This window comes from Caulobacter sp. UC70_42 (assembly GCF_044056025.1).
Lineage (GTDB): Bacteria > Pseudomonadota > Alphaproteobacteria > Caulobacterales > Caulobacteraceae > Caulobacter.
Genome location: NZ_CP171994.1, coordinates 3279996 through 3293193, shown reverse-complemented (window position 1 = coordinate 3293193; position 13198 = coordinate 3279996). Strand labels below are relative to the sequence as shown.

General features: G+C 67.8%; 14 protein-coding genes and 3 pseudogenes. 4 read left to right on the top strand and 13 right to left on the bottom strand.

What is annotated here, in order from left to right:
* Window positions 1–32: 32 nt before the first annotated feature.
* Window positions 33–338 carry a preprotein translocase subunit YajC gene (gene yajC / locus ACHMW8_RS16370; RefSeq protein WP_125156560.1) on the bottom strand — a complete coding sequence of 102 codons (306 nt, stop codon included), beginning with the start codon at window positions 336–338 and terminating at the stop codon, window positions 33–35.
* 132 nt (window positions 339–470) lie between these two features.
* Here yajC and ACHMW8_RS16365 point away from each other — a divergent pair, with 132 nt between their 5' ends.
* From ACHMW8_RS16365 to ACHMW8_RS16355, 3 genes are all read left to right on the top strand, one after another.
* On the top strand, window positions 471–1322 hold the full coding sequence (locus ACHMW8_RS16365; RefSeq protein WP_395443127.1) for an ATP-binding protein: 852 nt from the start codon (window positions 471–473) through the stop codon (window positions 1320–1322).
* A gap of 95 nt (window positions 1323–1417) precedes the next feature.
* Window positions 1418–1804 carry a VOC family protein gene (locus ACHMW8_RS16360; protein WP_395443126.1) on the top strand — a complete coding sequence of 129 codons (387 nt, stop codon included), beginning with the start codon at window positions 1418–1420 and terminating at the stop codon, window positions 1802–1804.
* Window positions 1805–2554: an AraC family transcriptional regulator gene (locus ACHMW8_RS16355; protein ID WP_395443125.1), complete on the top strand. Its 750-nt coding sequence runs from the start codon at window positions 1805–1807 to the stop codon at window positions 2552–2554. It begins immediately after the preceding gene.
* Window positions 2555–2620: 66 nt separating this feature from the next.
* On the opposite strand, the gene ACHMW8_RS16350 is transcribed toward ACHMW8_RS16355, so the two are convergent.
* From ACHMW8_RS16350 to tatA, 9 genes and pseudogenes are all read right to left on the bottom strand, one after another.
* Entirely contained in the window at window positions 2621–4528 is a 1908-nt protein-coding gene (locus ACHMW8_RS16350; protein ID WP_395443124.1) for a LysM peptidoglycan-binding domain-containing protein, read from the bottom strand.
* Window positions 4529–4622: 94 nt separating this feature from the next.
* Window positions 4623–5291, bottom strand: a complete 669-nt coding sequence (locus ACHMW8_RS16345) for a protein-L-isoaspartate(D-aspartate) O-methyltransferase (RefSeq protein WP_395443123.1) — start codon at window positions 5289–5291, stop codon at window positions 4623–4625.
* Window positions 5288–6082 carry a 5'/3'-nucleotidase SurE gene (gene surE / locus ACHMW8_RS16340; RefSeq protein WP_395443122.1) on the bottom strand — a complete coding sequence of 265 codons (795 nt, stop codon included), beginning with the start codon at window positions 6080–6082 and terminating at the stop codon, window positions 5288–5290. The genes ACHMW8_RS16345 and surE overlap by 4 nt, the downstream gene beginning before the upstream one ends.
* Window positions 6079–7374 carry a serine--tRNA ligase gene (gene serS / locus ACHMW8_RS16335; protein ID WP_395443121.1) on the bottom strand — a complete coding sequence of 432 codons (1296 nt, stop codon included), beginning with the start codon at window positions 7372–7374 and terminating at the stop codon, window positions 6079–6081. Before serS ends, surE begins: the two co-directional genes overlap by 4 nt.
* 275 nt (window positions 7375–7649) lie before the next feature.
* Window positions 7650–7946, bottom strand: coding sequence for a hypothetical protein (locus tag ACHMW8_RS16330; protein ID WP_395443120.1), 297 nt, complete (start codon window positions 7944–7946; stop codon window positions 7650–7652).
* A complete protein-coding gene (locus tag ACHMW8_RS16325) occupies window positions 7943–8092 on the bottom strand; it encodes a hypothetical protein (RefSeq protein ID WP_395443119.1) in 150 nt (49 codons plus the stop codon). The genes ACHMW8_RS16330 and ACHMW8_RS16325 overlap by 4 nt, the downstream gene beginning before the upstream one ends.
* Window positions 8093–8264: 172 nt before the next feature.
* A pseudogene (gene tatC / locus ACHMW8_RS16320) lies at window positions 8265–9174 on the bottom strand (twin-arginine translocase subunit TatC).
* A complete protein-coding gene (gene tatB / locus ACHMW8_RS16315; RefSeq protein ID WP_395443118.1) occupies window positions 9171–9779 on the bottom strand; it encodes a Sec-independent protein translocase protein TatB in 609 nt (202 codons plus the stop codon). Before tatB ends, tatC begins: the two are co-directional and overlap by 4 nt.
* 85 nt (window positions 9780–9864) lie before the next feature.
* Window positions 9865–10089: a twin-arginine translocase TatA/TatE family subunit gene (tatA, locus tag ACHMW8_RS16310; protein ID WP_099579690.1), complete on the bottom strand. Its 225-nt coding sequence runs from the start codon at window positions 10087–10089 to the stop codon at window positions 9865–9867.
* Between the two features lie 281 nt (window positions 10090–10370).
* On the opposite strand from tatA, the gene ACHMW8_RS16305 reads away from it, so the two are divergent.
* Window positions 10371–10682 carry a hypothetical protein gene (locus tag ACHMW8_RS16305; protein ID WP_395443117.1) on the top strand — a complete coding sequence of 104 codons (312 nt, stop codon included), beginning with the start codon at window positions 10371–10373 and terminating at the stop codon, window positions 10680–10682.
* Here ACHMW8_RS16305 and scpB read toward each other — a convergent pair.
* The 3 genes and pseudogenes from scpB to nagZ all read right to left on the bottom strand — a co-directional run bounded on the left by scpB (window position 10679) and on the right by nagZ (window position 13193).
* Entirely contained in the window at window positions 10679–11350 is a 672-nt protein-coding gene (gene scpB, locus ACHMW8_RS16300) for an SMC-Scp complex subunit ScpB (RefSeq protein ID WP_395443116.1), read from the bottom strand. The two genes, ACHMW8_RS16305 and scpB, sit on opposite strands and share 4 nt — an antisense overlap.
* A pseudogene (locus tag ACHMW8_RS16295) lies at window positions 11347–12172 on the bottom strand (segregation and condensation protein A). The gene scpB and the pseudogene ACHMW8_RS16295 overlap by 4 nt, the downstream one beginning before the upstream one ends.
* A pseudogene (nagZ, locus tag ACHMW8_RS16290) lies at window positions 12169–13193 on the bottom strand (beta-N-acetylhexosaminidase). Before nagZ ends, ACHMW8_RS16295 begins: the two co-directional pseudogenes overlap by 4 nt.
* Window positions 13194–13198 lie beyond the last annotated feature (5 nt).

The window sequence follows — 13198 nt, the reverse complement described above, 5'->3', positions numbered from 1 at the left end:
GCTAGAACGCCTCGCGATATTCTGAGAGCGTCTTAGTTCTTCGCGTCGTTGGCGGGCGCCGGCTCGCCCTTGGTGCGGACTTCCGTGATCATGCCCTTGATGACCTTCACGGTCACGCCGGTGGCGATCTCGACGCCGACTTCCTTGTCCTCCACGCGGACGACCTTGCCGATCATGCCGCTGGACAGGACGACCGTGTCGTTGCGCTTCAGATTGGAGAGCATCGTCTGATGCTCCTTGGCGCGCTTCTGCTGCGGACGGATCAGCATGAAGTAGAACAGCACGACCATCAGCAGGATGGGGGCGAGCTGCAAGAATTGAGCGTTCAGACCGGACATGACGTCTCCAACAAAACCGATGCGGCGCGCCAGCCAAAAAGAGACAAGCTCATAGGGTCGCGCCAAGTCGGCGGAAGCTATGCGTTCGCCTCCCCTTTTGCAATCCAAGCGCACCCGGTATGCAGCGTGCCCATGACAGACGCGCCAAACACCGTGCTTGCTCCCTTGCTGGCCCGCATCACCGAGGCCCTGGAACGGCTGGCCCCGCCGCCGCCGCCCGCGCCGGACTTTTCGGCCGCGCGCCTGTTCCGGCACGAGCCGAAAGACGGCGCCTTCGTCCCGGCCGCCGACTATCCGCTATCTCTGGACCTGTTGGTGGGAATTGACCGGCAGAAAGGCCGTTTCGTCGACAACCTGCGCCGCTTCGCGCTCGGCGTGCCCTGCAATCACGTGCTGCTGTGGGGCGTCCGCGGCACAGGCAAGAGCTCGGTGACCAAGGCCGCCTTCGTCAGCCTGGCCGAAGAGTTTCCGGCTCTCAAGCTTATCGAGGTCGATCGCGACGAGGTCGCCGCCCTGCCCCCGCTGTTCGATCAACTCCGCGCGCGTACGGAGCGCTTCGTGGTGCTATGCGACGACCTCTCGTTCGAGGACGGGGCCGCGGCGGCCAAGGCGCTGAAGTCGGCTCTGGAGGGCGGCGTGTCGGGCCCGCCCGAGAACGTGCTGTTCGTGGCCACCTCGAACCGTCGCCACCTGATGCCCCGCGACCACGTCGAAAGCCAGGGCGCCATCGCCGCCGCCGAGAACGCCGAGGAGGAGATGAGCGTCTCCGACCGCTTCGGCCTGTGGATCGGCTTCCCGCCGATGGACCAGGACACCTATCTGGCCGCCATCCGCGGCTACGCTGAACAGTTCGGCCTGACCGCCCCCGACCTCGACCGCCGCGCCCTGCAGTGGTCGCAAATGCGCGGAGCCCGCTCCGGACGCGTGGCCTGGCAGTTTGTGCGCGACCTGGCCGGCGAACTGGGCGTCAAGCTGCCCAGCTGAGCCGGGATGGCGCGTGATCGGTGATCTTTGGCGCTTTATCGCAAGCGCGCCACGCCGATCCGCGCTTAGCTGAGCCTCCCATCCAGGAGAGCGCCATGCCCGCGACCTTCAGACACTTCGCCATCAACGCCGACGACACCAGCCGCGCCAAGGCCTTCTACGAGAGCGTCTTTGGCTGGCGGTTCGACCCGTGGGGTCCGCCGGACTTCTACCAGGTCAAGAACGCCGGCCAGGGCCTGCTCGGCGCCTTGCAGGGTCGCCGCGAGCTGGTTGCGGGCGTGCGCATGGCCGGCTTGGAGGCCAGCTTCGGGGTCGCGGACCTGAAGGCGACCATCGCCGCCATCGAGGCCGGCGGCGGCAAGATCGTCATGCCGCCCTACCGCATCGAGGGCGTCGGCGAACTGATCTATTTCGAGGACACAGAAGGCAATCTGGTCGGCGCCATGCAGTATGACCCGGGCGTCTTTCCCGAGACGGCATAGGTGAGCGACGGCTTCGACGTCCGCACCTATGCGGCGGGCCTTCACGCGGGGACGCTGCTGCCGGCCCACCGCCACGGGTGGGGTCAGTTGGTCTTCGCCGCCTCGGGCGTGATGCGGGTGGTCACCGACGACGCCACGTGGACGATCCCGCCGACGCGGGCGATCTGGGTTCCGGCGGGCGTGCGCCACGCCATCGCCGCGCGGGGCGAAGTCGCCATGCGCACGCTCTATATCGACCGCCCGCGCGCCGACCCGCTGCCGGTCGAGCCTTGCGTCATCGCCGTGGCGCCGCTGCTGCGCGAGCTGATCCTGCATGTGCTGACGGTCGGCATGCTGAACCCGGACAAGCCCCACCACGACCGTCTGGCCGGTCTGCTGATCGACCTCATCCTCCAGGCCCGCCCGGAAGATCTGGCCCTGCCCCTGCCTCGCGATCCGCGCGCCCTGCGGCTGGCGGAGACCTGGCGCGACCATCCAGCCGACGCGCGCGGACTGTCCCAGATCGCGCGAGAGTCCGGCGCCAGCCTTCGCACCTTACAGCGCCTGTTTCCACGCGAGACGGGCCTGACCCTCGAGGCCTGGCGGCAGAAGGCGCGGCTGGTTCACGCTGTGGAACGTCTCTGCGCCGGCGCCGGCGTGACCGAGACCGCTCTGGACTGCGGCTATCAGAGCCCGGCCGCATTCAGCGAGGCCTTCTCTCGCCAGTTCGGCGTCTCGCCCAGCCGCTTCGCGCCGCGCGGTTTGGTCTGAGGCGAACGGCAGAACGGCCCGCCTCTTTCGAAGCGGGCCGTCGCCGGTTTCAGGGATGGCGTCGCCTCAGCGCGGCAGCACCAGGGCCGGGTCGACCGGCTTGGCCTTGTCCTTGACCGTCGGCGCATAGCGCATCTCGAAGTGCAGCTTGGACTCGTTGGTCCCGCCGGTGGCGCCGACCGCGCCCAATTGCTCGCCCTGGCGCACGGCCTGGCGCATCTTGACGTTGATGCTGGACAGGTGAGCGTAGGCCGTGACCCAGCCGTCGGCGTGCTTGACCAGCACCAGATTGCCGAAGGTCGGGACCTGGTTGCCGGCATAGGCCACTTCGCCGTCGGCGGCGGACAGCACCGGCGTGCCCTGCACGGCGCGGATGTCCAGGCCGTCATTGCGCTGGCCCGTGCCCTTGACGCCGAAGGTCGAGATGATCTCGCCGCGCACCGGCCAGGCGAACTTGCCCTTGCCCGAGGCGATGATCTCGGCCTCGGTCGGGGCGGCGCTGCTCTCGATGATCGGCCGCGCCGACGACGGCGGCGGAGTGACCGGCTGGGCGGCGATCGGCGCGCTGGGACGCGAATAGCTGTTGCCGCTGGGCTGGTAGGGCTGCGGGCTGGATGGCGTCGACGGCGTGGGGGCCGTGGGCGCCGAGCTGTCGACGCGGGCGTAGGTGTTCGAGGGCGTCGACGGCGAAGGCGCTCGTGTCGGCTCGGGACGCTTCGCCACGGTGGTGGTGGTGGTCCGGATCGGGCCCTTGTCCTTGTAGCCGTCGGGCAGCAGGACCTTCTGGCCCTTCTTCACCGAGGCCGTGGCCCGCAGGTTGTTCTCCGCGGCCAGTTCCTTGACGCTGACATTGAAGCGCTTGGCGATGCCGGCCAGCGTATCGCCGCTCACCGCGACATAGGCCTTCTGGGTGGTCGCCGGCCCCTTGATCTTGGCGCCTAGCTTCAGCGGCGTGTCGGTCTTCAGCTTGTTGTCGTCCGCCAGGTCGCTGACGCTGACGCCGAACTTGCGGGCGATGGCCGTGAGCGTGTCGCCCGACTTGACGGTGTGGATCTGGCGCGGCCCCGCGACGGTCGTGACCGAACCGGTGACGCTGAGCGTCGTCGTGCTGACCGGGCCCAGATCGCCCGGTTCCGTCGGCGTCAGTTGATTGGCCGGATGCAGCGATCCGGGCGCCGGGCGCGACGGGGTCGTGGTCGCCGGACGGCTCGGGGTCGGCTCGGCCTCGGCGGAGCTGGGCTGCGAGGCGGGCGCGCCGGCCAGCACGGTCGTCGTCTTGATCGGCCCCTTGTCCTTGTAGCCGTCCGGCAGGATCAGCTTCTGGCCCTTCTTGATCGCCGAGGTGGCCTTCAGGTCGTTCTCGTCGGCCAGGGCGGCGGCGGTGACGTTGAAGCGCTTGGCGATGGCGAACATCGTGTCGCCGGTCTGGACCACATAGGCCTTCTGGTCGTCCTTGGCCGGGCCCTTGATCTTCTGACCCAGCTTCAGGCGATACGGAGGCTTCAGATCGTTCAGCTCGACCAGCTCGGCGCGGGTCGCGCCGAAGCCGCGGGCGATGGCGTCCAGCGCGTCACCGGATTCGACGACACGCACTTGCGGCTTGCCGGGAACATTGACCACGGGACCGGTGACGGTGGTGGTGACCACGGTCCTGGGCGGGGCGGCGCGCAGCTGCGGCGCGGGCGCCGAGGTCGTGGCGCGGGCGGGCGGCGGCAGCTCGGACTGGGTGACCGACGGCGCGGCCGAGGTCGAGATCGGCGTCGGACGCGACAGGGTCTCGGCCTCGTTGGGCGCGGTCGAGACGGCCTCCGACGCGGGCGCCGTGGATTGCGGAACCGGCTGGGCGGCGGGGGGCTGGGTGATCGGGAAGTTCGGCGTGAAGCGCTGGCCCGCGGCGCGCGCGTCCTCCGCATGGGCGCCGAGCGTTCCAGCCGTCAGGGCGATCACCGCCGCGCGCGTCCACAACTGCCTCATAGCCTCTCCTTTCCCGCCGGAGCCACCAAAGGGCTCCGTCAGGGTAAACCAACCTTTAACACCAGAGGCCGCGAAACGCCGCGTCCCCCAACCTTCACTGATCCTTCGCGACGCCGGCCAACAAGGGCACGAAGCGCACGTCGCAGAGAATCTCGACCCGGAAGCCCCCCTTGCCGTCGCCGGCATAACGGCGAAGGCTTTGAACTGGCCCCTTCCCCACCGGCGCGACCAGCACGCCGTTGGGCTTCAGCTGCGAAAGCAGCCGTTTCGGATCATCTTCGGCCGCGGCCGTGACCATAATGCGGTCGAATGGCGCCTGTTCGGCCCAACCCTCGCCGCCATCGCCGAACTTGGTGATGACATTGGTCAGGCCCAGCTTGTGAAAGCGGCCCTCGGCCTCCTTCATCAGGGTCCGGTAGCGCTCGATCGTATAGACGAGGCGCGAGACCTTGCTGAGGATCGTGGTCTGGTAGCCTGAGCCCGTGCCGATCTCCAGCACCCGGCAGCGCGGCTCGATCGTCAGGGCCTGGGTCATCAGACCGACGATATAGGGCTGGCTGATCGTCTGGCCGCAGGCGATCGGCAGCGCCGAATCCTCCCACGAGCGGTCCTTGAAAAGGTCCGGCGTGAACAGGTCGCGCGGCGTGGTCTCGATGGCCTTCAGCACCTGTGGATCGGTGACCCCCTGGTCGCGCAGGGCTTGCATCAGGCGCGGCAGGTCGGCCTTGGCGTTCTCTGCGGCCTTGGACGTCCCTCCGCTCATGGAGCCGCCTTCAGCTTCGGCGGCGCGCCGCCCAGCACGCCCTTCAGCTTGTGGACGGTCTCGTTGTGCGTCAGGTCGATGTGCAGCGGCGTCACCGAGATGCGGCCGGAATAGATCGCCTTCAGGTCGGTGCCGTCGGCGGGCTCGGAGGCCTTGGCCGAGAAGCCCATCCAATAGTAATCGCGGCCGCGCAGGTCGGTGCGCTTTTCCATGTTGCGCAGCAGGCCATCGCGGAAGCCCTGGCGGGTGACCTCGACCTCGGTCACCGCCTCGGGCGCCACGGCCGGGAAGTTGACGTTCATGATCACATCGGCTGGCCACCCCACTTCCAGCAGGCGCTGCACGATACCGGGGCCGAAGTGCTCGGCCGTCTCCCAGTGGGCGACGACCTCGTCGTGGAAGAAGTTCATCGTCTGGGACAGGGCGATCGAGCGGATGCCGTGGGCCATGCCCTCGATCGCGCCGGCCACCGTGCCCGACAGGGTGACGTCCTCGGCCAGGTTCTGGCCGCGGTTGACGCCCGACAGCACCAGATCCGGCGCGGGGCCGTCGATCAGCTGCTGCACGGCCATCATCACGCAGTCGGTCGGCGTGCCCTCGACGGCGAAGCGGCGATCGTCGAGCTTGCGGACGCGGATCGGGTCCGACAGAGTCAGGGCCCGGCTGGCGCCCGACTGCTCGTATTCCGGCGCGCAGATCCAGACATCGCCGCTGAGGGCGCGGGCGATCTTCTCCAGGCTCTTCAGACCGGGCGCGTTGATGCCGTCGTCGTTTGTGAGGAGGATCCTCACGCCGCGCCTCCGATGTGGGTGACGCCGCCCATATAGGGCTGCAGCACGGCCGGGATATGAATGCGGCCGGCTTCGTCCTGGTAGTTCTCCAGCACGGCCACCAGGGTGCGGCCGACGGCCAGGCCCGAACCGTTCAGGGTATGGACGAAGTGGCCGCCCTTCTCGCCGGTCTTGCGGTAACGCGCTTCCATGCGGCGGGCCTGGAAGTCGCCGCAGTTCGAGCACGAGCTGATCTCGCGATACATGTTCTGCGACGGCAGCCAGACTTCCAGATCGTAGGTCTTCTTGGCCCCGAAGCCCATGTCGCCGGCGCACAGCAGCATGGTGCGGAAGGGAAGCTCCAGCTTCTTGAGCACCGTCTCGGCACACTCGACCATGCGCTGGTGCTCGGCCTCGGACTGGTCGGGCGTGGTGATCGAGACCAGCTCGACCTTGTAGAACTGGTGCTGGCGGATCATGCCGCGCGTGTCGCGCCCGGCCGACCCGGCCTCGGCGCGGAACGACGGCGTCAGGGCCGTCAGGCGCAACGGCAGTTCTTCCTCGGCCAGGATCTGCTCGCGGACGATGTTGGTCAGCGAGACCTCGGCGGTGGGGATCAGCCAGCGATCGTCGGTGGTGTGGAACAGGTCGTCGGCGAACTTCGGCAGCTGGCCGGTGCCATACAGCGCCTCGTCGCGCACCAGCAGCGGCGGGCTGATTTCCGTATAGCCATGCTCGACCGTCTGCAGGTCCAGCATGAACTGGCCGATGGCGCGCTCCAGGCGGGCGATTTCCTTCTTCAGGACCACGAAACGCGCCCCGCTCATCCGGGCGGCGGCCTCGAAGTCCATGCCGCCGAGGGCCGCGCCCAGGTCGACGTGGTCCTTGGGCGCGTTCAGGCGGCCGGCCGGCAGCTTGGCGGCGTCGCCCCAGCGGCGCTCTTCGACATTGCCGTGCTCGTCCTCGCCCGCGGGCACTTCCGGAGCCGGGATGTTGGGCAGGCTGGCCAGAAGGTCCTTCAGCTTGCCGCCGACCAGGGCCTCTTCTTCGGCGGCCGTGGCCATGACGCCCTTCAGGGCCTCGACCTCGGCCATGAGGCGGGCGGCCTCGGCCTCGTCCTTCTTGGCCTTGGCCATGCCGATCAGCTTGGAGCTCTCGTTGCGCTTGGCCTGGGCCTCTTGCAGCGCCGTCTGGGCCGCGCGCAGCTGGGCGTCCAGCTTGACCGCCTGCGCGGCCTCGCCCGATCGCCCCTTGGCCGACCATGCGGCTTCGAAGGCTTCGGGATTTTCGCGGATGGCCTTGATGTCGTGCATCGAACGCAAGCTCAGGGATAGGCGGTGGAGAAACGCCCTCTCTAAGGCGCGTCGGCGGGGCGCCAAGCTTTCCGGACGGGGGCGCGCCCTCCCCACGGCTTCGTGATCTCGGCGGCCGGGGGCCAAAACACCGTCACGTTGCTCAGAACCGTCGAAACTTAAAATATGCGACCGGATGACGCAGGGCGCGAAAAAGAGATTCACCCACTTCCGCCAGATGGCGGCACGAACAATCCAACTGTTAACGGAAATTAGCCGCGCTTTCACACGCCGGCTTAATCCCGATCGCCGAAAAGCCGCGCCAACTTCAGTACGCGTCCTTTTTCGGCCCTCCCCGGCCGCCCGATCATTCCAAGGAATTTGAAATCATGAAGTCGTTCGCCGCTTTCGCCGCCCTCGCCATCGCCGCCGCTGTGGCCGTTCCGGCCGGCGCCAAGACCGCCAACGAAGTCCGCGTGTCGCTGACGGGCAAGAACTCGGTCCAGATCGAAAACGAGATCAAGGCCGCCGCCGCTTCGGTCTGCGGCGCCGGCGACGCGACCTGCGTCGACAACGCCCTGATGAACGCTCATCGCCAGCTGGCCTCGATCATGCGCGCGCGCGACATCGGCAAGCCGGCCGCCGTCGAGACCGTCTCGGTCGTCCGCATCTCGCTGAAGGGCAAGACCCAGAACCAGATCCGCGCCGAGATCCGCACGGCCGCCCAGACGGTCTGCAAGGCCCAGCGCCCGAACGTCAGCGTCGTGAACTACCGTCGTGCGTCGCCGAGACGGTGCGCGCCGCCAAGGCCCAGCTGCAGGCGCGCATCGGCGCCGCGGCCTAGTTTCACTCGCCTCTCCAAGTGGAACAGGAGGGCTCCGCGACTGATCGCGGAGCCCTTTTCCATTGGCTCAGACGGTGACGATGTCCTTGCCGGCTTCCTCGTCGTCTTCCCGCTTGCGGCGACGCTCGATCAGCCAGACGCACCAGATCGAAATCTCGTAAAGCAGGCACAGCGGCACCGCGAGGGTGATCTGGCTGATCGGGTCCGGCGGGGTGACGATGGCGGCCACCACGAAGACGGCGACGATGGCGTAGCGACGGCCCGTCCGCAGCATATCCGACGTGACCAGACCCGCCAGGCCGCCCAGAGACAGCACCACGGGAAGCTGGAAGCTGAGGCCGAAGGCCAAGAGCAAGGTCGTCACCAGGGTCAGGTATTCCGAGACCCGCGTCTGCAGGACGACCTTCACGCCATCGCCGACGATCTGCTGGCTCAGCGAGAACCACAGCACGAACGGCAGCATCACGTAATAGACCAGCGCCGAGCCCATCAGGAACAGCACCGGCGAGGCGATCAGGAACGGCAGGAACGCGTTACGCTCCTTCTTGTAGAGACCGGGCGCGACGAAGCGGTAGAGCTGCCAGGCGATGATCGGGAAGGCCACCACGATGGCCGCGAACGCCGACAGCTTGATGTTGGTGAAGAACTGCTCCAGCGGCGCGGTGGCCTGCAAGGTGATGTCCTTCAGGGCGGCGGGCGGCACGTGCTTGATGCCGACCAGGGCCAGAATCAGGTCGAACGAGCCATGATGGCCGCCCGCGTCCTGCACGGCCTTCAGGCCCTCAGCCACAGTGAAGGGGCGCACGAGGAACAGAAAGATCGGCTTCACGAAGGCGAAGCAGACGCCGAAGGCGACGGCGATCGCGCCGACGCAGATGATCAGGCGGGTGCGCAGCTCGATCAGATGATCCAGAAGCGGCGCGCGCGAGGACTTCGATCTCGTCCTCGGGTTCGTATCCGATGGCCTTGTCGTTCACGAGACGATGTCCGAAGCGGTGGAGCCGCCGGCCTTGGCCGCGCGTTTGCGCGGCGTCCGGACGGCCTTGGGGGCCTCGACCGTGATGTCTTTCTTCGTCGAAGCCCTAGCCGAAGCGGCGGGCGTGCGCTTGCGCGGCGCCTTGGCGGTCTTGACGGGCGCCGGCTCGGCGACCGCGACGACCTTCTTGCGCGGCGCGCGCTTGGGCTTCTCGACGATCTGAGCGGCCGGCTCCGGAACCGAATTGTCCGTGCTCAGGGCCGGATTGTGGATTTCGGCTCCGGCATAGGGGTGCATCTGGGTCGCGCCGCTGGACAGCGAGGCGTCGATGTCGGCGAACACCTGGTCGACATGCGGATCCGCGGCCGGCGTCGAATTGGTGAACTGGCCCGAGCGCATGGCCTGCACTTCGCGGCGCAGCTCGTCCAGTTCGGACTGGCGCGCCATCTCGTCGAAGCTGGCGCGGAATTCCGACGCCATGCCCCGCATCCGGCCCACGAACTGGCCCAGCTTGCGCAGCAAAGCGGGCAAATCCTTGGGACCAACCACGATCAAAGCGACGGCGGCGATGACAAGGAGTTCTGTGCCGCCGATATCAGGAAGCATGGACGCGCCTTAGAACGCGGAGCCCGTAAGCTCCCCGCGGGGTTGAACAGATGCGCGCGAAGAACCCTCCCCGCGCTTCAAGGCCTTACGACTTGCGAAGCTCTTCGGCTTCCTGCTCGGTACGCGGCAGGGCGCCCTTGGACTTGTTGTCGGCGACTTCGCTGCTGGTGTCGTCCTTCAGGCCGTCCTTGAACGCGCGAATGCCCTTGGCTGCGTCGCCCATGATGCCCGACAGCTTGCCGCGGCCGCCGAACAGCAGCAGCACCACGACGGCGACGATGATCCAGTGGATCGGACCGAGACTTCCCATAATCGAGACTCCTTGCGACAGCGCCAGATAGCCGCTGCGACGCGTCGTTACAACATGCCGAAGAATATAGGCGCTCGCGGGGCCGGCGACCATCGTTCACCCGAGAGACGCGAGGTCGCGGAGCTCGGCGCGTCCTCTGGGCAAGTTCTGCTCGGCGGAGTTGACCGACCGGCCACGCCTTCAGCGCCCCCTTGTCCGCTAAGGATCTGTAAAGCCTAGCTTCCCGCCCTTGGCCTCTGCCTTGCACAAAGTGTCGCACCCTGGAGTTCGGGAGCGTTTTCATGTCCATTTCGTCCATCGGCGCGTCGGTCTATGCGGGCGCCTACGGCGGCATGTCCGCCAGCAACTCGTCGCCCATCGGCGAAACGTCCGCCAAGGACGAGTTCCTAAAGTACCAGGCGATGACCCCGGCCCAGAAGATGCGGGCCGCGATGCTGGCAAAGCTGGGCGTCACCGAGGAGCAGCTCAAGGCGATGGGCCCCGAGGATCGGGCCAAGATCGAGCAAAAGCTCAAGGACATGATCAAGCAGCAGGTCCAGAACGATCCGGACAAGAAGGACAAGACCGGCCAGATCGCCGACGTCCTCGCCTAGCGATCCGCCTTCTCAGGCTCGCCCAGGAAGTCCTGAGCGAATTCCGGCTGTTCGCCGTCGTCCAGATCCAGCGGGTCCTCGTCATCGACGCGCAGGCCTAGCGGGTCGGGCACGGTGAAGCCTGGCGGCAGGTTCATTTCCAGCAGACCCGCGGCCTTCATCTCGGCGATGCCCGGCAGGTCCGACAGCGCGGCCAGGCCGTAGTGCTCCAGGAAGGCGTCCGTCGTCCCGAAGGTCACCGGCCGGCCCGGCGTGCGCCGGCGACCGCGCATGCGGATCAAGCCCAGCTCCAGCAGGACGTCCAGCGTGCCCCGGCTGGCCTGCACCCCGCGCACGGCCTCGATCTCGGCCCGGGTGACGGGCTGGTGATAGGCGACGATCGCCAGGGTCTCCTGGGCGGCCTTGGACAGGCGGCGCGGCTCCTCGCGTTCTTCGGTCATCAGGAACGACAGGTCGGTCGCCGTCTGGAAACGCCAGCGGTCGGCCACGCAGACCAGTTCGATTCCCCGGCCCTCGTAACGCGTCCGCAGGCCCGCGAGGCCGGCGGCGATGTCGGCGCCCTCCGGCAGGCGCTTGGCCAGATCGACGTCGCTGAGCGGCTCGGCCGCCGCGAACAGCAGAGCCTCGATGCAGCGCTCGACGAAGAGCGGTTCCAGTTCGACGGTCATTCGCCGACCTCTAGCGGCTCCGTCCTGGTCCGCAAATAGATGTCCTGAAAGTGCTCCATCTGCCGCGCCTCAAGGATGCCCTCCTTGACCAGTTCCAGCGAGGCCGACAAGGTCGAGGCCAGGTAGGAGGCGGGCGTGGGGCCGTCCTCCTCCTCCAGCGCCCGCTCGATCGGGGCGACGGTGGAGAGGATCGTCCAGTCGCGCATCTTCGGCAGCAGGCCGCGCAGGCGGTCGCGGGCGTCCTCCAGCGGATAGGCGGTCGGCGGGCGCGGGGCGTAGTGGCGGCTGTGCTCGCGCTTGCGCTGGGTGATGTAGGCGCTCATCAGGCCGTAGAGGTCGCCTTCGAGCCGGGTCGAGGAAACGATGCTCACCGCCTCTGGGTCGCCGCGCATGAAGACGTCGCGCCCCAGGATCGGGCGCTCCTTCAGGGCCTCGAACGGCCTTGCGCATCACGTCCAGCTTGGCCAGGCGGAAGGCCAGTTGGGCGGCCATTTCCTCCGCCGGCGGCTCCTCGGCCTTGGCGCGCTCGGGCTTGGGCAGCAGCAGGCGGGACTTGAGATAGGCCAGCCAGGCGGCCATGACCAGATAGTCGGCGGCCAGGGAGAACCGCACGCGGCGCGCCTGCTGCACGAAAGCCAGGTACTGCTCGGCCAGCTTGGTGATCGACAGCTGCAGCAGATCGACCTTCTGGCTGCGCGCCAGGGCCAGCAGAACGTGCAGCGGGCCTTCGTAGCCGTCGATGTCGATGACCAGCGCCGCGCCGTCCTCGGCCGCCTCGTTGGCGGCCTCGAAGTCGAAGGTCGGCTGGAAGCCCGTGCTCAAGCGTACTTGCCGTCGAACGCCGCGTCGAAGCGGGCGCGGGCCTCGGCTGCGTCGAACGGCTCGGGAACCTTGACCAGGCGACCCATCACGGCCTGGGCCCGACGGCGGGCCTCCTTGCCCAGCCGGCCGACGCCCGACATCACGGCCTTCATCTCGACCATGTCGCCATTGCAATGCAGGACGACATCGCAGCCGGCCGACAGGCTGTCCTTGGCCCGCTGCTTGAAGTCGCCGCTCAGCGCCTTCATCGACAGGTCGTCGCTCATCAGAAGTCCGTCGAAGCCAATGGATTCGCGGATGATCTTCCGGATGACCTTCTTCGAGGTCGTGGCCGGACGGTTGCGGTCGATGGCCGTGTAGACGACGTGGGCGGTCATCGCCATCGGCATGTCCGACAGCACCCGGAACGGCGCGAAATCGCGGATTTCCAGCTCGAGCAGCTTGGCCTTCACGACGGGCAGTTCCAGGTGGCTGTCGCTCAGGGCGCGACCGTGGCCGGGGATGTGCTTGATGATCGGCAGGACGCCGCCGGCCAGCAGGCCTTCGGCGGCCGCGCGGCCCAGAGTCGCCACCTGCTCGGGCGTGTCGCCATAGGCGCGGTCGCCGATGATCTCGTGCCCCTGCGGGTCCGGCACGTCCAGCACCGGCACGCAGTCGACATTGATCCCGATCGAGCGCAGGTCATGGGCGATCAGGCGCGAGCCCAGGCGGGTGATCTCGCGCGCCGTCAGCGGATCGTTGGCGACCAGTTCGCCATAGGCGCGGCCAGGCGGATAGATGCGCCAGTGCGGCGGCTGCAGGCGCGCAACACGCCCCCCTCCTGGTCGATCAGGATCGGGGCGTCGTCACGGCCGACCGTGGCGCGCAGGGCGGCGGTCAGCGCCCTCACCTGCTCGGGATCGGCGATATTGCGCTTGAACAGGATGAAGCCCCACGGCTTCACATCCCGGAAGAAGGCGACCTCCTCGGCCGTCAGCGTCGTCCCGGCGCAGCCGAGAATAGCGGCGGAAGAGGTGCTCAAAGGGG

What these genes read in the sequence shown, in the direction of transcription:
- serS (WP_395443121.1), bottom strand. Translation starts at nt 7,374, where the DNA reads ATGCACGACATCAAGGCCATCCGCGAAAATCCCGAAGCCTTCGAAGCC.
- ACHMW8_RS16330 (WP_395443120.1), bottom strand. Translation starts at nt 7,946, where the DNA reads ATGAGCGTTCATCAGGGCGTTGTCGACGCAGGTCGCGTCGCCGGCGCC.
- ACHMW8_RS16360 (WP_395443126.1), top strand. Translation starts at nt 1,418, where the DNA reads ATGCCCGCGACCTTCAGACACTTCGCCATCAACGCCGACGACACCAGC.
- ACHMW8_RS16345 (WP_395443123.1), bottom strand. Translation starts at nt 5,291, where the DNA reads ATGAGCGGAGGGACGTCCAAGGCCGCAGAGAACGCCAAGGCCGACCTG.
- ACHMW8_RS16365 (WP_395443127.1), top strand. Translation starts at nt 471, where the DNA reads ATGACAGACGCGCCAAACACCGTGCTTGCTCCCTTGCTGGCCCGCATC.
- tatA (WP_099579690.1), bottom strand. Translation starts at nt 10,089, where the DNA reads ATGGGAAGTCTCGGTCCGATCCACTGGATCATCGTCGCCGTCGTGGTG.
- ACHMW8_RS16305 (WP_395443117.1), top strand. Translation starts at nt 10,371, where the DNA reads ATGTCCATTTCGTCCATCGGCGCGTCGGTCTATGCGGGCGCCTACGGC.
- scpB (WP_395443116.1), bottom strand. Translation starts at nt 11,350, where the DNA reads ATGACCGTCGAACTGGAACCGCTCTTCGTCGAGCGCTGCATCGAGGCT.
- tatB (WP_395443118.1), bottom strand. Translation starts at nt 9,779, where the DNA reads ATGCTTCCTGATATCGGCGGCACAGAACTCCTTGTCATCGCCGCCGTC.
- yajC (WP_125156560.1), bottom strand. Translation starts at nt 338, where the DNA reads ATGTCCGGTCTGAACGCTCAATTCTTGCAGCTCGCCCCCATCCTGCTG.
- ACHMW8_RS16350 (WP_395443124.1), bottom strand. Translation starts at nt 4,528, where the DNA reads ATGAGGCAGTTGTGGACGCGCGCGGCGGTGATCGCCCTGACGGCTGGA.